Source organism: Vibrio sp. Vb0349, assembly GCF_033338975.1.
Genome location: NZ_JAWOTS010000001.1, coordinates 214,998 through 239,305, shown reverse-complemented (window position 1 = coordinate 239,305; position 24,308 = coordinate 214,998). Strand labels below are relative to the sequence as shown.

19 protein-coding genes are annotated in these 24,308 nt (G+C 46.6%); 12 read left to right on the top strand and 7 right to left on the bottom strand.

All coding sequences use genetic code 11. The annotated features are described in order from the left end of the window. Positions 1–72: 72 nt before the first annotated feature. Positions 73–1,344: a maltoporin gene (locus tag R7Q47_RS01090; RefSeq protein ID WP_005374784.1), complete on the bottom strand. Its 1,272-nt coding sequence runs from the start codon at positions 1,342–1,344 to the stop codon at positions 73–75. A 446-nt stretch (positions 1,345–1,790) separates the two neighbouring features. Here R7Q47_RS01090 and glgX point away from each other — a divergent pair, with 446 nt between their 5' ends. Then, entirely contained in the window at positions 1,791–3,782 is a 1,992-nt protein-coding gene (glgX, locus tag R7Q47_RS01085; protein WP_248486109.1) for a glycogen debranching protein GlgX, read from the top strand. A 78-nt stretch (positions 3,783–3,860) separates the two neighbouring features. Here the strand turns inward: glgX and R7Q47_RS01080 are convergent, their stop codons facing one another. Continuing rightward, positions 3,861–5,231, bottom strand: a complete 1,371-nt coding sequence (locus tag R7Q47_RS01080) for an L-serine ammonia-lyase (protein WP_005383410.1) — start codon at positions 5,229–5,231, stop codon at positions 3,861–3,863. Between the two features lie 11 nt (positions 5,232–5,242). Continuing rightward, positions 5,243–6,787 (bottom strand): sodium:solute symporter, encoded by a 1,545-nt coding sequence (locus tag R7Q47_RS01075; RefSeq protein WP_318088548.1) that lies wholly within the window; start codon positions 6,785–6,787, stop codon positions 5,243–5,245. A 339-nt stretch (positions 6,788–7,126) separates the two neighbouring features. Between R7Q47_RS01075 and R7Q47_RS01070 the strand changes: the two genes are divergently transcribed. The 3 genes from R7Q47_RS01070 to R7Q47_RS01060 all read left to right on the top strand — a co-directional run bounded on the left by R7Q47_RS01070 (position 7,127) and on the right by R7Q47_RS01060 (position 10,803). After that, positions 7,127–8,422: an MFS transporter gene (locus tag R7Q47_RS01070; protein WP_318088545.1), complete on the top strand. Its 1,296-nt coding sequence runs from the start codon at positions 7,127–7,129 to the stop codon at positions 8,420–8,422. A 101-nt stretch (positions 8,423–8,523) separates the two neighbouring features. After that, on the top strand, positions 8,524–9,540 hold the full coding sequence (locus tag R7Q47_RS01065) for a nuclear transport factor 2 family protein (RefSeq protein ID WP_053350178.1): 1,017 nt from the start codon (positions 8,524–8,526) through the stop codon (positions 9,538–9,540). Between the two features lie 177 nt (positions 9,541–9,717). Then, entirely contained in the window at positions 9,718–10,803 is a 1,086-nt protein-coding gene (locus tag R7Q47_RS01060; RefSeq protein ID WP_318088608.1) for a porin, read from the top strand. A gap of 69 nt (positions 10,804–10,872) precedes the next feature. On the opposite strand, the gene R7Q47_RS01055 is transcribed toward R7Q47_RS01060, so the two are convergent. The 4 genes from R7Q47_RS01055 to hisD all read right to left on the bottom strand — a co-directional run bounded on the left by R7Q47_RS01055 (position 10,873) and on the right by hisD (position 14,704). Continuing rightward, positions 10,873–11,586, bottom strand: a complete 714-nt coding sequence (locus tag R7Q47_RS01055; protein ID WP_206953120.1) for an alpha/beta fold hydrolase — start codon at positions 11,584–11,586, stop codon at positions 10,873–10,875. A gap of 1 nt (position 11,587) precedes the next feature. Next, the gene (locus R7Q47_RS01050; RefSeq protein WP_005374765.1) at positions 11,588–12,592 is read right to left on the bottom strand and encodes a cupin; all 1,005 of its coding nucleotides are present in this window, start codon (positions 12,590–12,592) and stop codon (positions 11,588–11,590) included. A gap of 83 nt (positions 12,593–12,675) precedes the next feature. Next, positions 12,676–13,410, bottom strand: coding sequence for an SDR family NAD(P)-dependent oxidoreductase (locus tag R7Q47_RS01045; protein WP_025768659.1), 735 nt, complete (start codon positions 13,408–13,410; stop codon positions 12,676–12,678). A gap of 1 nt (position 13,411) precedes the next feature. After that, the gene (gene hisD / locus R7Q47_RS01040; RefSeq protein ID WP_005374756.1) at positions 13,412–14,704 is read right to left on the bottom strand and encodes a histidinol dehydrogenase; all 1,293 of its coding nucleotides are present in this window, start codon (positions 14,702–14,704) and stop codon (positions 13,412–13,414) included. A gap of 289 nt (positions 14,705–14,993) precedes the next feature. Here hisD and R7Q47_RS01035 point away from each other — a divergent pair, with 289 nt between their 5' ends. The 8 genes from R7Q47_RS01035 (at position 14,994) to R7Q47_RS01000 (ending at position 24,282) form a co-directional block, all read left to right on the top strand. Continuing rightward, positions 14,994–15,743, top strand: a complete 750-nt coding sequence (locus tag R7Q47_RS01035) for an HpcH/HpaI aldolase family protein (protein WP_318088543.1) — start codon at positions 14,994–14,996, stop codon at positions 15,741–15,743. A 150-nt stretch (positions 15,744–15,893) separates the two neighbouring features. Beyond that, entirely contained in the window at positions 15,894–16,850 is a 957-nt protein-coding gene (locus R7Q47_RS01030) for a LacI family DNA-binding transcriptional regulator (RefSeq protein ID WP_025768661.1), read from the top strand. A 267-nt stretch (positions 16,851–17,117) separates the two neighbouring features. Continuing rightward, positions 17,118–18,113, top strand: a complete 996-nt coding sequence (locus R7Q47_RS01025; RefSeq protein WP_318088541.1) for a TRAP transporter substrate-binding protein — start codon at positions 17,118–17,120, stop codon at positions 18,111–18,113. 58 nt (positions 18,114–18,171) lie between these two features. Continuing rightward, positions 18,172–18,735 carry a TRAP transporter small permease gene (locus R7Q47_RS01020; RefSeq protein WP_017820105.1) on the top strand — a complete coding sequence of 188 codons (564 nt, stop codon included), beginning with the start codon at positions 18,172–18,174 and terminating at the stop codon, positions 18,733–18,735. Further along, positions 18,732–20,012, top strand: coding sequence for a TRAP transporter large permease (locus R7Q47_RS01015; RefSeq protein ID WP_041059739.1), 1,281 nt, complete (start codon positions 18,732–18,734; stop codon positions 20,010–20,012). Before R7Q47_RS01020 ends, R7Q47_RS01015 begins: the two co-directional genes overlap by 4 nt. Before the next feature lie 524 nt (positions 20,013–20,536). Further along, positions 20,537–21,511 carry an ester cyclase gene (locus R7Q47_RS01010; RefSeq protein ID WP_132936236.1) on the top strand — a complete coding sequence of 325 codons (975 nt, stop codon included), beginning with the start codon at positions 20,537–20,539 and terminating at the stop codon, positions 21,509–21,511. A gap of 49 nt (positions 21,512–21,560) precedes the next feature. After that, positions 21,561–22,556 (top strand): ester cyclase, encoded by a 996-nt coding sequence (locus R7Q47_RS01005; protein ID WP_054578611.1) that lies wholly within the window; start codon positions 21,561–21,563, stop codon positions 22,554–22,556. Next, positions 22,549–24,282, top strand: a complete 1,734-nt coding sequence (locus R7Q47_RS01000) for a sodium:solute symporter family transporter (RefSeq protein ID WP_137282974.1) — start codon at positions 22,549–22,551, stop codon at positions 24,280–24,282. The genes R7Q47_RS01005 and R7Q47_RS01000 overlap by 8 nt, the downstream gene beginning before the upstream one ends. Positions 24,283–24,308 lie beyond the last annotated feature (26 nt).

Genomic DNA, 24,308 nt, shown 5'->3' with positions numbered 1-24,308 from the left:
TTTAAATAAATACAGCCAGATAAGTTCTGGCTGTATCATTCTAGGACAATTTAGGACTTAGTGGTTAGATGATTACCACCAAGCTTCAGCTTGTACACCGAACTGGAACGTATCGTCTGAACGACCGTTGTCAAATGTGTTTGAGTTGTCTTCTTTGTCAGCCGTTAGGTAAGAAGCGTAAACACGGATTTCAGGACGAGCCCAGAAGCTAGAGCCAGCAGACCATGCTTGAGCAACAGTTAGCTTACCGTATTTGTTTTCTTCGCCGTCGTTATCGTCGATAGCGTAACCAGCTTCGAAAATAGTTTTGTGGTTGTCATCCCATTTGTACATTGGACGAACAACAACAGACATTGTTTCCCACTTGTCTTGGCCAGCCCACATGTCTTCACCAACACCGTACACTAACTGGTGACCCATTTCCCAGCTGTCGCCCATGCCGATTACACCCCAGTTGATTAGGCGGTAACCAGATGCACCGTTGTCAGCTTCTGCGCCGTACCAGCTACCGTCGCCGTAGAATGCCATTGTTTTTGAGTAACCTTCAGTACCGTACTGAAGCACTGTTTTGTTGAAACCAGCGTCTAGACCTTGAGTCAATTCTGCTGTGAACATTACGCCGTTTTTCGCATCTTTAGTGCCGTTTGGCGCAGCGTCAGTTTCGTTAAGAATTGCGTAGTTCAAGCCCATTTCTAGAGAGCCGTTGTCCCATAGAGGAAGACCTGCGTAACGTACGTCTAGAGTGTTTACGTTTGTTGCGCCGCCATCGTTGCCTGGGTCTGCGATATCGCCGCGGTCGTTACGAACCCAAGCGAAAGAAACTTTACCAGGACCAGCTTCGATACCTTCAACACCAGCGCCCGCGCCAGAGATGTTCCAGTAGTAGAAGTCAGAGATATGAATGTCGTGACGTTGGTAGTAGCGTTTACCTGCCCAAAGCGTTGCTTCAGGAGCAAAGTTTAGTAGGCCTTTAGCTTGAACGTTGAACTGACGTAGTGCGAATTGTGCATCGTCTACACATTTCACTTCGCCGTTATCCAAACCACAGTTAGCAGAAGTGCTTTCCCAGTCGTTTGAACCGTTAGAAGTCATTGCAACCATAGAGTCTACGTAGAACGTTTTGCCGTTGTTGTTGTAAACTTCTTTACCTAGTTGAATCTCGCCGTAGATATCGCTTTCATTACCTAGACGACCGATCTTGTTCTTTTCGAATGTTAATTGTTGACCACCGTCAGCGTTCACGCCAACGCCAGCACGCATGTAACCGTGGAAATCCACTGCGAATGCAGAACCAGCAGCTAAAGTTGCAGCTACAGCAGCAGCAATTGCACTTACTTTTTTCATTCTTAACTCCATTAAGGGTATTTATAATTCTGTCTTCCCTGCTCACTCTTTTAGGTGAATATAGGCAGTAAAAACACACCTAAAGAAAGAGAGGTAAGATGGGAACGAATCCCCGTTTGTTTCAACAGTTGTGAGATTACCCGAGGCGTACAAGGATGACTTCCTCCGCCCTAAACTAATTTAAGGGGGATGAGAAGGGAGTAGAAAATTTACCGAATGGTGTTTTTTCGAGTCAGATCACCAATCTAGGGAGGAATTAGTAAGTTTGTTCGGTTTTGAGCCGCTACAAAGTGATAGCCATTTCATATTTTTGACTCTAAGCCGTCACATAAAGTAATTAAATTACACGAATATTTTTATATTTAGGGTGGTTGACCTTAGTAAGACAAAGTTTTTAACTTATAGTTTCCTAAAGGTAGCAATAAATATTAAATAAAGTATCTCCGATGACACGACTTCTCTCTCGCCCCTACCCCCTGGGCGCAACATTGAATAAAGAAGGCTGTAACTTCTCTATTCATGCTCCGGGCGTAAAAGACATTCAACTGGCATTGTTTGCAAACGATGGCAGCTACGAGCTTCACGGTTTACCGAATGAATACGCTGGCATACGTCATACTTTTATTCCAGATATTAAGCCGGGGCAAAAATACGGTTACCTTGTCTCCCACAAGGACGAGCCACTGTTAATTTCTGATCCGTACGCAAAATCAATAGATAAAGCCCTCCACTATCACCCTCCCTACTCTCCAGCCAAAAGTTTCGATATGCCGAAGTGCGTCGTTATCGAAGATGATTTTGACTGGCAAAACACGGATCACCCGCGTATACCCAGAGAAGAGATGGTATTGTTTGAGACGCACGTCAAAGGGCTTACCCAACGCCACCCAGAGGTTGAGGACAAGCTGAAGGGGCGCTATTTAGGTCTTGCATCACCTGAAATGCTGGCCTTTTACAAACAGCAAAACATCAACACGCTGCAATTGCTACCTGTCGCAGCATGCATGCATGAGCCTCATCTACTAGAGATGGAAAAGGTCAATTATTGGGGATACAACCCTTATCTCTTTATGGTGCCCGATCCGCGCTACGCAGAACAAGACGCCGTTACGGAATTAAAAACAACAATTCGCGAATTGCATAAAAACGGCATTGAGGTGATTCTCGACGTGGTTTACAACCACACTGCTGAAGGTGGTGAAGGGCCTACAATTTTCAACCTGAAAGCCCTCGACTCCTGTTTTTACATCAAACATGGCAACCACTTCGCCAATTACACTGGCTGCGGAAATACAGTGGATCTCACCTACCAACCAGCCTTAAACCTTGTGATGGATACATTGCGCTACTGGGTTAGCGAATTTAAAGTCGATGGCTTCCGTTTTGACTTGGCTGCAACGTTAGGTCGACAGGGCGATGATTACAACCCAGAAGCCGCTTTCTTTAAAGCCGTTGCGCAAGACCCAATTTTGCGTGAAACCAAATTGATTGCCGAACCTTGGGATATTGGTCCAAATGGCTACCAAGTGGGTAACTTTCCATTTGGTTGGAACGAATGTAATGACAAACTGCGTGATATTTCCCGCAGTTTTTGGCGCGGTGATCAAGGCTATTTAAAAGAGTTTGCCACTCGATTAATGGGCTCTCGTGACATTTATAGTGCAGCGAACTGGCCATACAAACTCACCGTAAATTACATCACGTATCACGATGGCTTCACACTGCAAGATTTAGTGTCTTACAAGCACAAACATAACGAAGCCAATGGCGAAGAAAATCGCGACGGTCACGGTGACAATCGTTCAGAAAACTACGGTGTTGAAGGCGAGACCGAAAATCTGATGATCATCGCCACGCGTGAGAAGCAAAAACGCAACCTTATTGCTAGCTTGCTGTTTGCCTTCGGTATCCCACACATTCTCACTGCTGATGTTCTGTCTCACACCCAAGGCGGTAACAATAATGCCTATTGCCAAGACAACGAAACCAGTTGGCTGAACTGGGAAGAGACAGAACGTAAGCAACATTTCAAAGCATGGATGTCACAAATGGTCGCCAACCGAAATCAATACATGGTGCCATTTATCCGAGCTTTCAGTGGCGAAAACCGCAATAACAACCGTATTTTCTGGCGCCGTACAGACGGTCGCTTAATGGAGCACGATGATTGGAACCGTTTAAGCTCTGTCGCACTTCACCTTGGTATCGGTAAAGAAGGGCAAGAGCTGGTCTACCTCATCAACCAAACTAACGCCACAGCGCGCTTTAAGCTCCCCAATGAGCGAAAGCAAGAATGGGTGACGATCTGTGATACAAACGTACGTAATCTCAACCCAGGACATGCTGAAGGCGAAGTCTTGCTGTCACCCACCTCGATGGTGATTTTGCACTATCAACCAAACCAAAGCACACCAAAAGGTGAGCAAACGCATAGCTAAGTTATAAACGCTCCAAAAAAGGAAAGCCGATGCATCTCAGTGCTTCGGCTTTTTTGTTGGTTAGATGTACCTAACTCATTATTCGCAAGGCGGCGCTAGGTGAATCAAAGCTAACCCACCCAGTGACGTCTCACGGTATTTCTTGTTCATGTCTTTGCCCGTTTGGTACATGGTTTCAATTACCTTATCCAACGAGATCAAACATTTACTGTTACGCTTTAATGCCATGCGAGATGCATTGATCGCTTTCATTGCGCCCATTGCATTACGCTCAATACACGGTACTTGCACTAAGCCACCTATTGGGTCACAGGTCATGCCTAGTGAGTGCTCCATGGCAATCTCAGCCGCAATACAAATTTGCTCATTGCTGCCACCACGTAGCGCGGTCAAGCCAGCTGCCGCCATAGAGGAAGATACACCGACTTCGCCCTGACAACCCACTTCGGCACCCGAGATAGACGCATTGGTTTTGTACAAGATGCCAATCGCACCGGAGACAGCAAGAAAGTCTTTAAGCTGTTTAGTATCAAGCTCTTTGATGAAGCGATGGTAGTACATCAATACTGCCGGAATCACACCCGCCGCACCATTAGTTGGTGATGTTACCACTTGTCCACCAGCCGCGTTTTCTTCACTCACAGCAAAAGCAAACAGGTTAATCCAATCCATGATTTCCATTGGATCGTTTTCAATCGCTGCATTTGCTTCAAGCTTCTTCAGCAAGTTAGGCGCACGGCGGGTCACGTTCAAGCCGCCATCCAAGATACCTTCTGTCTCGAAACCGCGCTCCATGCAACGCGTCATCACACGCCAGATCTGTTCTGCGCGTTGATTGATGGCTTCCATATCCTGAAACGCTTGTTCGTTTTTCAGAATCATGCCGCCGAGGCTCATGCCGTTCTTCTCTGCTTGTGCCAACATTTCGTCTGCACTGGAGAATGGAAACTCAACTTCTACAGGAGCAGTCGCACTGCCATTTTGCAGTTCATCTGCCGTTGCGATGAAACCACCACCGATAGAGTAGTAAGTTTCAAACCCAACCTGATTGCCGTGCGCATCTAAGGCAGTGATCGTCATACCATTCTCATGCAGAGGAAGGTTCTCTTCATGGAACAACATGTCCGTTTTGTAGTTGAATTCGATTTCATGACGGCCATCGACAGACATCATGCCCTCTTCAATCGCCTTGCGCATCGCTTTGTTCGCAGAAGCGATTTTGATGGTATCTGGTTTATTACCCAACAGACCCAAAATCGTTGCACGGTCAGTATGGTGACCAATCCCCGTTAACGAAAGTGAGCCGTATAAATCGACTTGAATACGAACCACTTTAGCCAAGTTCGATTCAATCAAACGAGTGAAATGGTAACCCGCGATCATTGGACCATTGGTGTGAGAGCTAGAAGGGCCCACACCAATCTTGTAAATATCAAAGATGGATAGCATAAACTTACCTATTACGACAATGCAGCATAAAGCCAATCAGGGAGAACCATACAAGCAGCGATGGTCGCCACAGCGAACACCAACAGCCCGTAATGGCTTGCGGTTGGCTTTGCAAAAAGATGTTTTTGATTATTGATAAAGATTTGTTGCTCGGCGGTCACAGCGCCCCAACGACGGCTCACTAACACACCAAACAACAGGAAGACGAACGTACCAATTGGCGCGAACCACGGCCAAGCCACGTCGAGATATATCGCAGTAAACACCGCAATCACACTCATGATACTGCCAACGATCACGCCTTTCTCATTGGCTTTCACCCAGAATAAACCAAGCACGAATGAACCCAAACGAATACCAACAAAGATAGAAGTCAGACTAGCGATGGTTTTGAGTACCGATTCATTCGATACAGCCAGAAGAGCTGGCACTACCACCATACCCGCCGCAAGCAAACTCATTTTTCTTGCGACTTTTTCGTAGTGCTCATCATCGGCACTTTTGCGAACGAAACGCTTGTAGATATCGAACGTTGCGACGGTCGCCATTGAGTTGTAGGTCGAATCCAAGGTCGACATTGCGGCCGCCGCCAACGCGGAAATGATCAAACCAACGACGATTGGGTTAGTGTGGTTGAAGACGAAATCCAAAATCACTTCGTTGCTGTTTTCAAACGATTGATCTTGATAGAAAACACTTAGAAGAACACCGAGTACCGCGAAGAACAAGTACACGAAAAACGCACCGTAACCACACAACAGCATCGACTTCTGCGCCGTCTTTTCACATCTCGTCGCTAACGTGCGTTGGATAATCAATTGGTTGGTGCCGTACACACTCAAATGCAAAAAGCTCACGGCAACCACGCCAGCCCAGAGTGTGGTATCTACGCCTAAATCAAAGTCTAAGTTGATGATATTCAGGTGATCACGAGAAAGGTAATCTGCCGCATTAATCTCTGTCATTAGAATGGCAAAGATGGCGATGCTGCCCGCCACCAATACTGCAGATTGCAACATATCGGTCCAGATCACCGTGGAAATCCCGCCCGCATAGGTATAGCAAGCGGTGAAAATACTGATGTAGATAATGGCTTCAGAAATACTGATAGGCAGAACTTGCACTAAGATCAGCGCCACGGCATACAAAATCACACCCGCAGAGATACATTGAACCACAATGAACACAATCGAGTTGATGGTTCTTGCATACACCCCAAAGCGGTGCTCAAGGTATTCATAAATCGAAGTCAGACCCAGCTTATAGAAGACAGGCACAAAGAAAATGACAGTGAAAAAAATAACGATGGGATAGTTAAGGTGAATACTCATCGCTTCCATGCCAGAGCTATAAACCCAACCAGGCATCCCTACAAACGTCATCGCACTAATAATGTAAGTCGCAAGTATCGAAACACCCGCCGTAAACCAGCCAAATTGCTTTCCACCCGTAGAAAAGTCGCCACCATTGCTGTAGCGCTTGTTCACTAAATAGCTGATTAATATGGTGATTAACACGTATAACGCAATCACCACAAAACTTGAGTACGTAACCATTTCAGGGTTTCCATAATTCTGGGTGCTAATTATTTGTGCTTGGATATTACTTTAAAAAAGCATATCTAAACGATAATCCCGCCATAACTGTGACTATAGTCACCAATATAGACGGTTATATATTCAAAAATGCCAAAAAGACCGATTTAATGAGACTCCCATCACTAAAAATCACTAATTGGGTACGCATTCATTTTAAAATTGATATTGATCACGGATCTAATGACCTTAAAAAAACTATGATTCACCACGACACGAAATCGAAGATGATCCCAATAAGATCGTGTTCTTTAAGTTTGAATAGCAACAAATCCTAAGTGAAATAGAGGTTTATCGGTCATGAATGCCAAAAGACACATGAGCGAAGTTCCTATGATTCAAAGGGTAGCTGCCTATCTAGCGATACTGGTTGGTTACTTTTTCTATTGTTATAACTTTGTAATTATTGACTACGTACGCCCATACATCGTTGAAGCGTATGATGGTATTAGCCTGTCAGACACTGCCCAGTTCTATACATGGCAGTCGGTTGGTGCACTTATCGGTGCATTGAGCTGTGCTTGGTTCGCAACAAAATTTGGTAAGAAATCCACTCTTATTACCATCACAGCCCTAAACGGTGGCGCAACGATCATCAATATGATGTTCACCGACTACACAACATGGGCAGCAATGCGTTTCATCATTGGTTTGTCACTGGGTGGTTACTTCACCGTGGCAGTAAGCTTGATGATCGGCCTATTTACGCCAACGGTACGTGGTAAGTTGACGGCATTCGCGTTTTCTATGTTCTCTGTAGCACTGATGGTAATGGGTGCGTATGCAGCATTTATTGCAAGTATTGATGCACCATGGGAAAGCCTAATGCTTGTCGGTGGTATCCCACCATTGGCAGCGGCTGTTGTCATGATCTTTGTACTACCTAGCGACAGCAAAGTGATCGCTTACGGTGAAGAAGAGCAAGCAAAAGCAGAAGAATCAGATGCACCAGCGAAAAAAGGCTCTTGGGGCGAAATGCTAAGCAAGCCTTACCGTAAGATCACTCTAACGTGTCTATTACTGGCTGGCCTTAACTTCTACGGTTTCCAATTCTTTGGTGGCTTCGTAACCACATACCTACGTGATGTACGTATGTTCGACGGTGCAACCATCGGTCTCATCTTCTCTATCTCAGCATTTGGTTCACTGTTTGGTGCGTGGTTCTGGGGTTGGGTAGCTGACAAATTCGGTCGTAAGGTGAACGCATTTGGCTTCATCCTAGCGGGCATCATGGTTTCAATCTTCTTTGTTGCACCTGGCGACATGGTGATTGGCGGCCTAAACATGCTGGCTCTACTTGGTTTGATTTACAACTTCGGTCTGTCTTCTTCAGCGGTATGGGGTGGTTACTTCTCAGAACTGTTCCCAGCACACCTACGTAGCTACGGCGCAGCGCTATTCCACGGCGGTCGTATCCTCGGTATGTGGGCACCAATGGTACTTATCTTCATCCAAGAGCGTACCGACCTACAAACCGCAATGTGGGGTTCACCAATCGTATGGATCCTTGCTGGTCTTCTATGGCTATCACTGCCAGAGACACTAAAAGGCGGCGTGTTCGATAAGAGCAAAAAAGCCGAAGCAGCAAAAGCGTAACTGAATTTCAAAAACTCCGGCTGGCTCCCCGGCCGGATGAAAAAACTTAGTTTCGAGTCCTGTTCCCAAAGCCGACTCGACAGCAAATAAGAGAGTTTATTATGTCTAAATATCAAGAAGCAAAACGCGTTGTACGTGAATACTTCAGCGCAATGGAAAACGCAACTCACGAGAACGTGGCAGAAGTACTAAAAGCACATACTTCAAAAGATTACCTATGGCGTGGTGTTTACCCATTCCGTGAGCAACAAGGCGCTCAAGCAGCGGCTGACGTTTTCTGGGCTCCTTTGATGAAATCAATGACTCGCATGCAGCGTCGTCAAGACATCTTCATCGGTGGTGAGAACGAAGTAACATCAGGTGAAATCTGGGTAATGAGCATGGGTCACTTCATGGGTCTATTCGACGCTGAATACCTAGGCATGCGCCCAACTGGCAAAATCATGAACATCCGTTACGCAGAGTTTAACTGTGTTGAAAACGGCAAGATCACTAAGACTGGCCTATTCCTAGACCTTCTAGGTGCGATGGACCAAGCGGGTTGTTACCCACTACCACCATCAACAGGTAAGCACTTCGTATACCCTGGTCCTCGTAACCACGACGGTCTACTGTTCGAAGACGCAGCACCAGAAGAAGGCGTAGCAACACTAGCACTAGTGAACAAGATGGTTGATGACCTATCTGCACTAAACGACAGCGGTGCTATGGGTTGCCCACCAGAAGTTCTTGAGAAGAGCTGGTCTAAAGACATGATCTGGTACGGTCCATGTGGTATCGGTGCGTCTTACACAATCCCTCGTTACCAACAGCAGCACCAATTGCCGTTCCGTAACAACCTGAAAGACAAGAAGTTTAACGGCCACGTATGTCGTTTCGCAGAAGGTAACTTCTCTTGTTTCTTCGGCTGGCCAAACCTATCTAACACGCCAATCGGTGGTTTCCTAGGTATGACAGGCGGTGAAGTACGTGCAGACATGCAAGTGGTTGACGTTTACTACCGTGACGGCGACAAGCTATCTGAGAACTGGGTACTGATCGACCTTCCTTACTGGCTAAAACAGCAAGGTCTAGACGTGTTCGAGCGTACTCAACAGATCCTAAACCCTTCTCTATAAGAAGTCCTAGGGGCGGATTGTCAACCCGCCTTTATGTTGCCTGAATCCCCTCTCGGTTCAGGCGACATGCTCCCAACTCGTGCCTCAAGGATGGGGCACAACCTCAAGATAGAACCCTTATTCAAAACGGGCATGAACGCACGGTGGCTTTCTGCGCCCTGAATAATGAGATTGATGATGAAAAAGTCGACCCTTTCTGCAGTGATTTTAGCAGCGCTTACTTCTAGCTCAGCCTTTGCTGCACACACTTTTGTTAATGACGCTGGCGACAGCCTAACCATCGATGGCCGTTTCGATCTTCGCTACCAAGACCGTGGCGGTGATGACAACGGCGAATGGAACAGCGGCAGCTCACGTTTCGGTTTGAAAGGCCAAATGGGTCTGGATAACGGCTGGACTGGTTTCGGTCACGCGGAATGGGGCTACAACTCTGGCGCGAACGGCGACAACATTTACGACCGCTTGCTATACGCAGGTGTTGATCACGAAAAATACGGCAAGATTGCTGCAGGTACTAAGCAGTGGTCTACCTTCTACGACGTAGCATGGTACACCGATTTAGGTCGTGTATTCGGTACTCGCGGCTCAGGTGTTTACAACCTAGCTGACTGGGGTATCGCATCCGGTGCAGGTCGTGCAGAAAACTCAATCACGTACCGTAATTCAATCAATGAACAAGTGAGCTACGGCTTTACTTACCAAACCACGCGTGAAGATGTTGCTCTAGCAAGCAATGCGACAGCCTCATTGAAAAACGGCATGGGTGCGTCGATCACTTACAAACCGGTTGATGGCGTAACACTGGGTGCGGCTTACCATCAAAATGAAGTTGCGGATCTAGACGCAAGCGTGGTTGGCGTAGAAAACGGCGACAACATGCGCATCATGCTATTGGGCGCAAACTACAGCAACGGTGGCTTCTACGCGGGTGCGACTTTCCACGTTGGCGAAAACTGGGAAGCAGTGAGCCAAGGCGGTACGGACGTAATGTTCGATACCCTAGGTGGCGAAATCTACACTTACTACCACTTCGATAACGGCCTACGCCCAACGTTGAACTACAACTACATGGAAGATCGCGGTGACGAGACACAAGGCTACGAGCGTAACTTGCTGATTCCTGGTCTTGAATACCACTTCCAGAAGAACAAATTCCTAGTTTGGACTGAATACCAGTTCGACCTAGGTAAAGATCAGTACGATGGCAGCAAATTCGAAAACCGTGATGATCAATTCGCGGCAGGTATTCGCTACTACTTCTGATAATACTCATCGCTCACCACCTATACCCAAGTAACCTTAAGGTGGTGAGTGATGAAGTTCTTATCAACACTAAGCAAAGTTATCTTGAAGCCAAGTAGTCATCACTTCACTAATAATTAAAGGCTGCTCAAGCGTAGATAGATGCCCACACTCAGGGATAACATGAAGCGTGACGTTTGGGATGCATCGCTCCATGAGCAGATGATTGTCTAGCGGACAAAGCTTATCTTCTTTACCTGTTATCACCAACGTAGGAGCTTGAATGTCCGCCAATAAAGGTCGAGCATCCGGGCGAGTTGCTAACGCTTTAGCATGTGCTTCAAATGCCTCCAAACCTACATTGACCGCCATGCCTTCTATACGCTCAGTTAACGCTTTGTCTTGCAAACGGCTTGGATGAATCAGCACAGGCATCAGAGTGTCAGGCGTAATGCGTTCAAACTCACCATTTAATGCCTGACTAACCAGTGCATCACGCTTTTGTGTCACCTCTGGCTTTTCATCTGCTGCATTGGTATCCATGAGGATCAAGCCTTTGACTCTGTTTGGCGCTTGACGGTACACCTCAAAGGCAAGAATCCCACCCATTGATAAGCCACCCAAGACAAACTCCTGCGGTGCGTCTTGCAACACTTTCTGCGCCAGCTGTTCCATTGACGGCAATGAGGCCAGCGTCGGGCATGAAGGCTCAACCCAACTTGGCAACACTCGGTTGACTTCCTCAAACAATGTGCCATCACAAAGTAGTCCGGGTAGCCAAACTAACGAGGTGGGTTGCGTCATTTTATTCTCCTGCCAGCGGCTTTGGTTGATCAGACCCAAGAATGCAATACGTCAAACTATTACCACGCAAGTTCGTCAGTGAATAAGACGCACCTTCTGGAACATTCAGCACATCACCGCGCGTTAAAACAACACTCGCTTGTTCGCCTTGATGCGTGAGGACCACTTCAGTATCGCCATCAAAGTTGATAAGCACTTGTTTTTCTTCTCGGCAGTGTTGAGGAATCGAGCCACCTTCAGAAAGCTCATAAGCCATGATGCTCACTTCATCTTCACTCTTTACTTGGAAGTCATAACTCGCCAAAGGATGACCCGTTAAGGCGTATTGTTTCACGTTGCTTCCGCCGAAATCGCCTTTGATTTCACGATAATCTTTTTGCAGAGCGACAAATGGCATCATCTCTTCTGCGGTGTAGGTATCGAAGGTCGCGAGCTCTTCTTCGGTAAGCAGCGGCATCAATTCTGATTCTTGTGGCACCGGGTCGCCATTAATGGTGTCCACGAGTGTGCCATCGGCTTTGAGGTATAAACCATAACCTTGACTGTCTTTAATAACGTTTGGATGCCAAATAACGCCGCCACCTGAATCGTCGCCGCCAAGTACCGAGAACATAAAGCCGTAATCGCGGCCAACCACTTCAAATCCACGGAAGAGATTGGTTGGAATCGAGATGACGTCACCGTGAGACAACACCGCCTCATGCTCTCCATCGTTCCCCCAATAAAAACGGAACTGACCTTTGAACACCAAGAAAAGCTCAGCGGTGCGATGAGAATGTAACGAATTTTTGATGCCCGGCGGTTGGCCTGCGGCACCAATATTAAAGCCCGCCGTATCGCGAATATGAACATGCTGACGACTGCTCTCTGCCACCCCTGCACCGATAATACAAAAGTTATCTTTGAGATCACTGCCTGGCGTGCGCGCATCAATAAACGCACTCGTACCCGGAATCAGTTCCATGTAGCGGACCAGGTTATTATTCATTTTAGATTGTAGAGTCATTGTAAATCCTTGTTGTCCTTGTTTGGACCTAGCCTTTGAATTGTTAGTTACAAACCTAAAGTTAGTTACAGACCGAAAGTGTGTTACAGACCTAAAGGTCGCCCACCATCAACCGCGATGGTATTGCCTGTCGAGAAGGTCAGAAGATCTGCCGCGGCGTACACGGCTTGAGCGACTTCTTCATCATTGGCTAAACGCTTAAGCGGTGTGGATTGTTCTTGTTGATTACGCCATGCGTCATCCAAGCCTTTGACAAACTCAGTGTCGACAAGCCCTGGAGCAACAGCCAGAACTCGAACCTCGGGAGACAGAGCGCGAGCTAAAGAACGGGTCATGTTCTCCGCGGCAGATTTACTTGCACAGTAAGCAATGTTGCTCCCCATCGCAGTCTGTGCCGCGATAGAAGTAATGTTCACCACACAACCATTGGCTTGCTTAAGCCAAGGCTCAAACGCTCGAACCATGGCAAAAGGCGCACGGACGTTCACTTGGAAAATTTGGTCAAACAGCTGGTCATCTAAACTTTGCAAATCAGAGTGCGCGACGAATTTCGTCATCCCCGCACAGTTGACCAACAAATCCAGCTTGTCGCTTATTTCACTGACTTGATGTTTAAGCTGTTCAATCGCACTAGAATCTGCCACGTTCAATTTGAATGCTAGATGCTCGTTACGTGGCAGCGAGGAAAGCACATCCTCGGCCGCTTTCTGATTACTGTTGTAAGTCAGAATTACGCGATATCCCGATTCAGCTAGCTTGCGACAAATGGCGGCACCCAGTCCGCCACTGCCGCCTGTGACTAAGGCAAGTTTCGACATATTACGCCTCTTCCACTTTGCCTTTGTAACGGCGCACACGAATATCCGCTTGCTCTTTGTGGCCAGCAAAACCTTCGAGTGCACACAAGCGAGAGCAGTACTCACCGACTTTTAGCGACGCAGCTTCCGTTACACGCTGGTAAGTACAGGTCTTGATGAACTTACCTACCCACAGGCCACCGGTGTATCGCGCCGCTTTCTTCGTTGGCAGTGTATGGTTGGTACCAATACATTTATCGCCGTAAGAAACGTTGGTTTCACGACCTAGGAACAAGGCACCGTAGTTGGTCATGTTATCTAGGAAGTATTTAGGATCTTCCGTCATCACTTGCACGTGTTCAGAAGCGATATCGTCTGCCACTTCCACCATTTCTTCGTAGCTATCACACACAATCACTTGTCCGTAATCTGCCCACGCTTTACCCGCAACTTCAGCCGTAGGGAGAATGGTTAACTGACGTTCGATCTCTTTAATGGTTTCTTGCGCAAATGTTTCGCTATTGGTCAACAATACAGCGGGAGAGTTGTAACCATGCTCAGCCTGACCAAGCAAGTCTGCCGCTGCCAATTCCGGGTCACAGCCTTTCTCATCAGCAATGACCAAGGTTTCCGTTGGCCCTGCAAACAAATCGATACCAACGCGACCAAACAACTGACGTTTTGCCTCTGCTACAAATGCGTTACCCGGCCCTACAATCATATCGACTGGCGCAATAGTCTCCGTGCCCAATGCCATAGCTCCTACCGCTTGAACACCACCGAAGCAGTAGATTTCATCCGCACCCGCCATTGCCATCGCAGCGACAATCGCGACGTTCGGCTGGCCGTTAAACGGAGGCGCACAAGCAATAACACGTTTTACGCCCGCGACTTTCGCCGTCAGTACACTCATGTGAGCGGATGCAACCAATGGGTATTTTCCACCAGGGATGTAACAACCCACGCTGTTTACTGGAATATTTTTATGCCCCAGTACCACACCAGGCATGGTTTCTACTTCGACGTCTTTCATTGAGTCACGTTGAATTTGAGCAAAGTTTCGAACTTGTTGCTGAGCGAACTCGATATCATGACGAGTCGATTCATCAAGCGCATCCACACAGGCTTGGATTTGCTCTTCTGACAGGCGGAATTGCTCCGGCGACCAGTTATCAAACTTTTCAGACAACTCACGTACAGCGCTATCACCTTTCGATTCAATATCAGCAAGAATGTTTTCAACAATCTGACGCACTTTTGCGTCGTTTGATGCTGATGCTTCTTCAGTGATTCCGTTTTTTAAAATGCGTGCCATTGGGTTTCTCCTTGAACATTGAGGCTGACGAACGGTTATTTTTATGCCTTTGGATACGAATGCAAAATAAGATTAAACACTTAATTAACATTTGACAAGTTAAGTCAACAAACCAAAAAAACCACCCTTAAGCCTTTGTATTGATTAATTTAAACAAATAAAAGTAAGTAATAAGGACCTTGATCGAGTTTAATTTTTAATCAAAAATGAGTTTTAGATCACATCATTTTTACTCATCATTTACATTTCACCGTGTTAGTTTTTGCATACCTTTGCAAAGGAGAGAATTATGAGCAATTTTAAGCAACGTCTGACTAAAGAAACGCTATTAGGTACATTTGTTAAAACCCCTCATCCTCACATTATCGAGGTATTGGCACTGGCAGAGTTGCCTTTTGTGGTACTGGATGCAGAGCACGCACCTTTCGATCGTTCCTCGCTTGATCTGTGCATCATGGCGGCTAGAGCGAATGACCTCGCGTGCGTGGTACGAGTACAAGACAGCGCTCCTTCAACCATTTTGAACGCGCTTGACTGTGGCGCGGCGGGTGTACAAATTCCCCATGTTTGTACTGCTGAGCAAGCGACGCAACTGGCGAAAATCTGCCATTACAGCGAAGGTGGCCGAGGGTATGCTGGTTCCAGTCGAGCAGCGCAATACGCCACTAAACCCATGGTTGAACACTTAAAAGACAGCCGTGCGAATACGATTGTCATTGCACAAATTGAAGACCCTCAAGGGGTTGAAAATGTTGAAGCGATTGCCAATGTTGAAGGAATTGATGCGCTCTTCATTGGCCAAGTTGATCTCACTGTCGCTTATGGTGCTGATAGCGTTCATGATGAGAAAGTCGCACAAGCAAGTATGCGAGTAATCGAAGCGGCCAGAGCCGCCAATAAACCTGTTGGCATGTTTGTCGCGACGGCTCAACAAGCTCGGGAATGGCGTGAACTCGGCGTTAGCTTCTTTTGTGTTGGCTCTGAACACAAAATGATCATTGATGGCTTCAAGCAAGAGAGAAATGTGATGAATTCTTGAGTTTTCTCTGATATTTACGCCTTATCAATGTAATGCTCTAGACACAGAAATCCCCTAGCCCATACACTCAGCACGTATGAGAAGGTTCAATGGCCTTAAATAAGGAGTATCACCATTAAAGCGAAAGTAACTTCGATCGACGTCGCGAAGATGCTCGGCGTCTCTCAATCGACGGTATCTAGAGCATTCAGCCCGACTGCGAGTATTAGCGAGAAGAAACGCAAAATGGTGATGGATGCCGCAGCTAAGCTCGGATACACACCGAATGCCATCGCCCGAGGTCTGATTTCGAATCGTTCAGGCTTAGTGGCGATTGCGTTAGATAGCGAATCAAACCCAATGTACGACATGCAATCTCGTGCTTTGGCTGTCGAAATTCAAAAGCGTGGCGGACAAGTTGTGCTTTGCCCTATCGACAAAGACGACCTCGATCTCGCCATTTCACGCGCCATTGAATACCAAGTGGACGGACTCGTTATCGCCACCAGCCGTTTAACCTCACGCGCGTTTGCCCAATGCGAAAAGTTTGGCGTTCACTTAAGCTTGATCAACCGCTACGCCGAAGGCATTAATGCCAACAGCTCTGGTATTGATAACCGCTTGGCGGGCCAACAAGCAGCCGAGTATTTAACGCAGAAAGGCGCAAAACAGTGTGCTTATATCAGTGGCGATGCTGGCTCCATGACCAGTGAAGAGCGTTGGCTGGGTTTCTCTTCAAAATTGCAAGAACTCGGCTCCCCGTCACCAACCTTTATCCAAGCCAAGTACAGCTTTGAAGCAGGCTTAGAAGCGGCGAAAGCGATCTTGTCGCACACTAGCAAACCCGATGCAATTTTTTGTGCAAACGACATCCTCGCCATGGGTGTGATGGATGGCTTGCGACAAGCCGGAGCAAAGATCCCCCAAGACTTCTCTGTGATGGGTGTAGATAACATTCCGATGTCTGCATGGCCGAGCTATGATTTGACCACCATTGCTCAACCAGTCGACAAAATTGTTAAACGAGCGGTTGAAGATTTGATGAATCGAATCAACGGCAACCTGGATGCAACTGGCGAATACCTTTTCGAGCAAGGCACCTTAATCGAACGTAGTAGCACCATTTAATAAATCCATTTTTATTCATTCTTCATAAACAAAATGCCTTGCTTTCGAGTAAGGCATTTTCTGTGATCACGATTAAATTTTCACCAATCGTTATTTAATTCCTCATCAATTCATCAATCTTGTTATTGACTTGTTACTTTAATGTTTTATTTTGGATTCGTATGCAAAATGGATATGAATTGCTCAACTAATTTATAAAAACATAAAAAGTTGTGTGACTTGCCGACGAATGCCAATGGCAGGTCATACCAGAAACAAGGAAGAACGATGAAGAAAGTAATCCTTATTTCACTTACCGCACTGGGGCTTGCATTTAGCAGTATGAATACGTTTGCAACCAGTGTTATTCGTCTTGCTCATGACAGTCAAGAAACCTCTCCCGTACACAAAGCAATGCTCTATTTCGAACAAGAAGTGGAAGCTCGCTCAAACGGTGAGATAGAAGTTGAAATCTATCCGGCGAGACAACTAGGCGATGTGCGTGAGACGACTGAACTCGTACAGCAAGGCAACTTACAAATGACGTTTGGTGCGTCAGTTTTACTCTCTCCCTACGTCCCAGAGTTTAACGTGCTCGACGTGTTCTACCTTTTTGATAGCGAAGAGCAAGCACACAAAGCGCTCGACAGTGAGAAGATCGGACAACCATTGTTGAATGCTATGGAATCAAAAGGCTTTCATGGACTTGGCTTTATGGAGGTCGGCTTTCGTAGCGTGACCAACAACAAACAGCCAATTGATAGTATTGAGGACCTGAAAGGGCTAAAGATTCGCTCGGCATCTAACCCCACTCAAATAAGCGCGTGGAAATCTATTGGTACTGCGCCAACACCTCTGTCTTGGGGAGAAATTTTCACCTCGTTACAACAAGGCCTGATTAACGCTCAAGAAAGTGCTATCTACTCTATTTATGCCGAACGTTTTTACGAGGCACAAAAGTACCTCTCTTTAACTAACCATATATACACCAACTACGTGTTGTTCATGAACAAATCGTTTTGGGATTCACTGCCGGCCGCACAACAAGCGCTGATCAGTGAAGTAAGCAAAGAAACCATCGCAAAACAGCGTGAGCTCGCCGCTAAGCAAAACCAAGAAGTAATCAAAGAGCTCGAAGCAAAAGGCATGACGGTTAACATCGTCCCAGACGAGGTACGCAGCATCATGAAAGAAAAAATGAATGCAGCCGTGTACCAAGATCTGCGTAGCAAGACAGGTGAAGACTTGTTTGACAACGTGATTGCCGAGATAGAACGCTTATAACTCCCACTCTTTTGCACGATCTGGCAACAGGTCGTGCTTTCTCGTTTTGGAGGTGAACATGAAGTGGTTTCGCTTACTAGACAAATACCTAGAACCTACCCTTATCGTTATCGCGATCTCGACGATGACAACTTTACTGTGCTTGCAAATCACACTACGCCTATTTGACGCAACGATCGCGTGGGCTGAAGAGCTGGCTCGTTATTTATTCGTATGGGCGATGTACCTGAGCATCAGCTACTGTATCCGAGATGATCGACACATCCGCATTCGTGTGTTCATCGATAAACTTCCGGGCAATTGGACGCAATTCAGTTTGATTGTCTCTGATCTTATCTACCTTGCCTTTAGTGCCACTGTCGCCTGGTTTGGATTTAAGGTTATAAACCGCAGCCTGCAACTCGGTCAGATTGCACCCGCAATGGAAATTCCTATTGCGTGTTTGTATGCCTCTGTTTTAGTTTGCGCACTATTAAGCTGCGCGCGCCTAGTGACAAGCATTTATCAACGTGTGAACGCGTGCTCCACCAACAATGAACGAGTTCGCTTTTCTCGCCAACGCTATCGCCATATCAAAGCAAAGTATCGTACTTCTAACCGACTATTGGAGTTTAACGCATGACGTCTGCACTTTTGTTTGGCAGCTTTGGTCTGCTTCTGCTCATTGGCGTTCCGGTCGGTATTGCTCTGGCGGCAGCCAGTATGGTCGCGATATTAAGCCTGCCATTCCTTAACATCGAGTTTTTAGTACAAGGCTTGGTGACAGGGCTCGACTCCTTCCCTCTCCTCGCCGTCGTTCTTTTTACCTTAGCAGGTAACCTTATGAGCCAAGGAGGGATCTCAAAACGATTATTGCATGTGGCGGAGGTCTTCTTTGGCCACTTTACTGGCGGGCTTGGTATCGTGGCCATTGTGGCGTGTATGTTCTTCGCATCCATCTCTGGTACAGGGTCTGCCACTGTTGCCGCTATCGGCCTGACGATGATTCCTTCGATGGTGAAGAAAGGCTACGACCGCAGCTTTGCAGGTGCTTTAATCGCGTCCTCCGGCGGAATTGGCGTCATTATTCCACCCTCTGTGGTGATGATCGTCTACGCGATCACTGCTGAAGTCTCCGTCACTAAGATGTTCATGGCGGGAATCATTCCTGGCTTGGTCGTCGGTATGGTATTGATCGGCTATTGTCTAATTGTGTCAAAAATGCGGGGCTACACAGGTAACGAGCGCAAAGCGACCTGGGCAGAGCGTCTTGATGCGTTAAAAGAAGCCAGTTGGGCAATGCTACTACCCGTGATCATTCTCGGCGGTATCTATTCTGGTATCTTCACACCTACCGAATCAGCCGCCATTGGTGTGCTCTATGGCTTATTCTTTGGCATGTTTGTTTATAAAGAGCTCAAACCAGCGCAAGTGGTGAAAATCATTCTAGAGTCGTCACTGTTAGTTGGCGCTGTGCTCGTCATTGTGGGTGCGTCCGTGACGTTTGGCCGCATATTGACCCTAGAACGTCTGCCGACTGAAATTGCTCAGTTCATTCTATCGATTACCGAAAACAAACTTCTGATACTGCTTTGCATCAATGTCCTGTTGTTGCTCGTCGGTACCTTTATGGAAACGCTGGCAGCGATTGTTATTCTCACACCAATTCTGTTACCCATTACGTCAGCACTCGGCATGGACCCCGTTCATTTTGGGATCGTGATGATCGTGAACTTGGCCATTGGCTTTGTTACGCCTCCTCTGGGTGCCAACCTGTTTATGGCAAGTCAGGTAGGCAAAGTACCGATAGAGTCGCTCTCTAAAGCCATTATGGGCTGGATTGGAGCAATGATAGTGGCCTTGATGTTGATTACCTTTATCCCTGCCATCTCGCTATCGTTGCCTGCGCTTTTATCCTGATCGTTGCACTCATAGAGCGCTTATGACTGTTATAGCCACTAGATAAACACCTTTCTAGTGGCTTATTCGTTATCTACTTCCGATTTAATAAAAAAGCCTTTAAGCATTCGTATGCAAAAGGAAAATTTGAAAGATATAAGGATAATTGACACCAAAATAGCTGAATATTAGCGATAAAGTCTATTTGGGTGCCTTGATCTGCATGATTATCAGTTTTGGCTTAATCATTTGTTTCCATTCAAACAGATCAAAATAAATTAAGCGATTAAAAAACAATAAGATATTAGGAAATTCATACAAAAAACTTTGACCTCCTTTCTTATTAACACGTCTCGATAAGAGATAGCTTCCATCTCACCTGTACTTTTTTAGTTTGTTTTCTGCTCAATTGTTAAAAACCTGATCATCAGCACGCTATTTAAACAATCGAAAAACAATCCATTGACAAAATGGCAACATGATATATTTTGAATACGTAATCAAGACATAATTCAAACATAATTATTCAATTACGGAGGTGATTTATGGCCATGGTTGGCTTCGATGAAAAGTGGCGTGATTTTCCCGACTACATTCTTGGTATCACAAAAGAGATTTGGGAAGACCGAGGTTTAAACACCTTAGAACACTACTACTCTCCCGACATTGTTGTGCGTACTCCACTCTCTATCGTTCAAGGAAACGAAGGGGTGATCAGTGCAACAATGGCGACACTGGCCGAGTTTCCCGATCGCACGCTATATGGCGAAGACGTCATTTGGTCAGGCACCCCGGAACAAGGCATGCTTTCTTCTCATCGAATCATCTCTACTGCAACACACAGTGGCAACGGCTTCTACGGGCAAGCCTCGAACCGCAAACTTCGTTTCCGTATTATCGCAGATTGCCACGCTATCAATAACCAAATCAATGACGAATGGTTGGTTCGCGATCAAGCCGATATCGCGAAGCAACTGGGCATGACGTCAGAAGAGTTTGCACGCCAACAAATCGAATTTGAAGGTGGCGTGGAATCAAGCCCATTTCCGTTCACACCTGAAGTCGACATTCCTGGACCTTATTTGGGCGTAGGCAACGACAACGAATATGGTCAGCGATACGAAGCAATTCTCAGAAGCCTTATGAATGCCGAGTTCTCAATAGTACCGAAAGAGTACGACCGCGCTTGCATCGGCGAATACACTAGCGGTCAAACTGCCTTATCACACTCGGAAGTCGATCATTTTTGGATGGCACTTCGTGCGTCTTTCCCAAATGCTCAATTTACCGTTCACCATCGTATTGGCCGGGATGACGACATGATGTCACCACGCGCTGCAATTCGATGGTCTTTGCACGGTAAGCATGAGGGATATGGGATGTTTGGTAAGCCTTCAGGAAAAGAGGTTTACATCATGGGGATCAGCCACGCTGAGTTTGGCCCTTGGGGTCTTCGTCGCGAATTCACTTTGTTTGACGAGACCGCAATCTGGAAGCAAATCCTGCTACAGCAAGGCTAACGGCTGACTAAACACTATTTATTAAAATCACAGACAGTAAGGAAGCAACATGTCACTCAACATCATCGAACAGTTCTACCAGAACTACTTCAAAGCCGCAGACATCGAGCAAAAACAGGCCGCTCTGCAAACTTTGAACCCTGACGTAAAATGGTGCGTGGCGCACCCTGTGAACGATCTTAATGGCCCAGATGCAACCCACGAATCTTTCCTCTCACCACTTGTTAATGCTTTGCCTGACGCCGAGCGCCGACCAATAATTGTTATGCACGGCGAATACGAAGGCCGCACTTGGTACAACTCTACCGGCTACTTTATCGGTACATTTGAACAACCACTATTTGGCATCCCAGCAACAGGGAAAACACTCTACTTGCGTTACACCGAAATGGTGTGTGTGGAGAACGACCAAATCACCGAATCATACATGATTCCAGACTTCATCGATGCGATGAATCAAGCAGGCTGCAACCCTCTTCGTAAAAGCTTAGGTCACGATGGCTTGGTTCCTTCTCCTGCAACTTCTAACGGTATTCAACAATCTATTGTGTCTTTGGAAGAAAGTGAAAAGAGCGCCCAGCTGGTTGAAGATATGCTGTCTTGCTTGGGTCGTTTTGATGGCAAAGATCTTTTCTCGATGGATTTAGAAAACTACTGGCACAATGACTTCATGTGGTACGGCCCTGCTGGTATTGGTACTACACGCGGTATCAAAGGTTTCCGTAACCACCATCAAGCGCCATTTGTGTTTGCCTTCCCTGACCGAAGTGTCGATATTGAGGTCAATTTTTTGGCCAAAAATGACTACGTATCCACAGGTGGTTGGCCACATATGCATGGTACTCACACTGGTCACAGTGGCTGGCTCGGTCTTGCCCCAACCGGAAAACACATCGAACTTCGCGTTATGGACATTTGGCGACGCGAAGGCGATTTACTGAAAGAAAACTGGGTAGCGATCGACATCGTTCATATCCTGCTACAACTTGGCTATGACGTGTTTGCACAAATGAAAGAACAGTTAGAAGGACCTAATTATGCATGAGTTTGGCGCACTTAACTGGAGCATCCTTGGGGGATACATCGCCCTCACGCTAGTACTGGGTGCAGTAATCGGAAAGCGAGTCACTTCGGCTAGCCAATTCGCCTTGGGTGATAAGAGCATCCCTTGGTGGGCGATCGGTATTTCTGTCGTTTGTACTTACGTGAGTGCGATGTCGTTCCTTGGCGGGCCAGCTTGGTCTTACAAAGAAGGCCTGTCGGTTATCGCGATTCACCTCAATTATCCGCTGGTGATCTTCTTCATCGTGGCTGTGTTTATGCCGTTTTTCTACAACAACGGTTTAACCTCCATCTACGAGTATCAAGAACGACGCTTCGGTAAGGCTTCACGACTGACTTTGTCGTTTATCTTCCTTATCAAACAAGCATTGAGCTCGGCAGCCGTACTCTATGCGACAGCAATGATTTTGGAGTTCATTACTGGTATCGACGTGATGTACTGCATCATGATCGTCACTGCAATTGCCCTTATCTACACCGTAATGGGCGGTATAGCGGCTGTCATTTGGACCGATGTTATTCAAGCAGTAATCTTATTTATTGGCGCATTCATCATCATCGAAGCCGTGTGGAATGGCATGCCTGCCCCGATGACGGAGGTCATGGCAGAACTCAAAGCGAAAGGAATGACAGATGCCCTACAAACAAGTTTTGACCTAAGCCAAGTAACGACGGTATGGGCCGGCGTTATCGCAATGACGATGTTCCACACCACCGTGTATGGTGGTAACCAGATGATGGTACAACGTTGTATGGCCGCGAAAAACATGGGCGATGCGAAAAAGGCAATGTTGATGATGGGCTATGTGGCCTTCTTTATTTACTTTGTCTTTATCCTACTTGGTGTCCTATTCAACGCTTATTACGACGGTAAAGAGTTTGAAAACGGCAACACCATCATTCTTCATTATGCGAGTGAATATGGAATGCCGGGCTTGATGGGCATCATTGCCGCTGCGATTCTGGCGGCAAGTATGTCGAGTCTCGATTCCGCATTTAACTCAATGGCGACCGTTTCTGTGGCTGACTTTTACAAACGCTTCTACAAGCAAAACGAGTCGGAAGAGCATTACTTGAAGGTATCGCGTTTCTTCACGGTGGCGTGGGCGATTTTGGTCATCATTCCAGCGATCATGTTTGCCACCAGCACAGGCTCGGTACTGGAAGTGCTGAGTAAGGCAGGCTCTTACTTTGTCGGTGCAAGCTTCTGTATGTTTGTCCTTGGGTTCTACTCAAAACACATTACGGAAAAAGGCTTGTTGATTGGCGTTGCTGCTAGCTTCTTGGTGATTTGGTATGTAGCCGTTGCGACCGATATTGCGTGGCCTTGGTATTGCGTGATTGGCGTCCTTGTGAATGCCGTTGTCGCTTACATTGCTAGCCTTCTCCTGACGGGTAAACAAGATGAAATGCATCTTTACACAGTGAAAGGCCAGCAAGCGGAATATGCTCGTCTAAATAAACCAATCAAGCAAGATGGGTGGTATGTCGTTCCCGGTAAAATCGACGCCCCGTGTTATGGCCTACTTGTTATGTTTGTGTTCTCTCTCGTGATGCTTTGGGGGATCAACGCGTTTACCGACAACGCTCCTATGCTGATTAACTTTATGCGTGGCTGCTCTATTCTTGTCGCTACCGCTTGCATCGGATACATGGGGTATTCACTCCTCTCCCCGAAACGTAAAGTTGCAGTCAAACAAGCAAATTAATGTTCTTTACGTAGATACTGTACGTC

Excerpts from the sequence above, each read along its gene's own strand:
- R7Q47_RS01090 (WP_005374784.1), bottom strand. The coding sequence starts at position 1,344 with ATGAAAAAAGTAAGTGCAATTGCTGCTGCTGTAGCTGCAACTTTAGCT.
- glgX (WP_248486109.1), top strand. The coding sequence starts at position 1,791 with ATGACACGACTTCTCTCTCGCCCCTACCCCCTGGGCGCAACATTGAAT.
- R7Q47_RS01080 (WP_005383410.1), bottom strand. The coding sequence starts at position 5,231 with ATGCTATCCATCTTTGATATTTACAAGATTGGTGTGGGCCCTTCTAGC.
- R7Q47_RS01075 (WP_318088548.1), bottom strand. The coding sequence starts at position 6,787 with ATGGTTACGTACTCAAGTTTTGTGGTGATTGCGTTATACGTGTTAATC.
- R7Q47_RS01070 (WP_318088545.1), top strand. The coding sequence starts at position 7,127 with ATGAATGCCAAAAGACACATGAGCGAAGTTCCTATGATTCAAAGGGTA.
- R7Q47_RS01065 (WP_053350178.1), top strand. The coding sequence starts at position 8,524 with ATGTCTAAATATCAAGAAGCAAAACGCGTTGTACGTGAATACTTCAGC.
- R7Q47_RS01060 (WP_318088608.1), top strand. The coding sequence starts at position 9,718 with ATGAAAAAGTCGACCCTTTCTGCAGTGATTTTAGCAGCGCTTACTTCT.
- R7Q47_RS01055 (WP_206953120.1), bottom strand. The coding sequence starts at position 11,586 with ATGACGCAACCCACCTCGTTAGTTTGGCTACCCGGACTACTTTGTGAT.
- R7Q47_RS01050 (WP_005374765.1), bottom strand. The coding sequence starts at position 12,592 with ATGACTCTACAATCTAAAATGAATAATAACCTGGTCCGCTACATGGAA.
- R7Q47_RS01045 (WP_025768659.1), bottom strand. The coding sequence starts at position 13,410 with ATGTCGAAACTTGCCTTAGTCACAGGCGGCAGTGGCGGACTGGGTGCC.
- hisD (WP_005374756.1), bottom strand. The coding sequence starts at position 14,704 with ATGGCACGCATTTTAAAAAACGGAATCACTGAAGAAGCATCAGCATCA.
- R7Q47_RS01035 (WP_318088543.1), top strand. The coding sequence starts at position 14,994 with ATGAGCAATTTTAAGCAACGTCTGACTAAAGAAACGCTATTAGGTACA.
- R7Q47_RS01030 (WP_025768661.1), top strand. The coding sequence starts at position 15,894 with ATGCTCGGCGTCTCTCAATCGACGGTATCTAGAGCATTCAGCCCGACT.
- R7Q47_RS01025 (WP_318088541.1), top strand. The coding sequence starts at position 17,118 with ATGAAGAAAGTAATCCTTATTTCACTTACCGCACTGGGGCTTGCATTT.
- R7Q47_RS01020 (WP_017820105.1), top strand. The coding sequence starts at position 18,172 with ATGAAGTGGTTTCGCTTACTAGACAAATACCTAGAACCTACCCTTATC.
- R7Q47_RS01015 (WP_041059739.1), top strand. The coding sequence starts at position 18,732 with ATGACGTCTGCACTTTTGTTTGGCAGCTTTGGTCTGCTTCTGCTCATT.
- R7Q47_RS01010 (WP_132936236.1), top strand. The coding sequence starts at position 20,537 with ATGGCCATGGTTGGCTTCGATGAAAAGTGGCGTGATTTTCCCGACTAC.
- R7Q47_RS01005 (WP_054578611.1), top strand. The coding sequence starts at position 21,561 with ATGTCACTCAACATCATCGAACAGTTCTACCAGAACTACTTCAAAGCC.
- R7Q47_RS01000 (WP_137282974.1), top strand. The coding sequence starts at position 22,549 with ATGCATGAGTTTGGCGCACTTAACTGGAGCATCCTTGGGGGATACATC.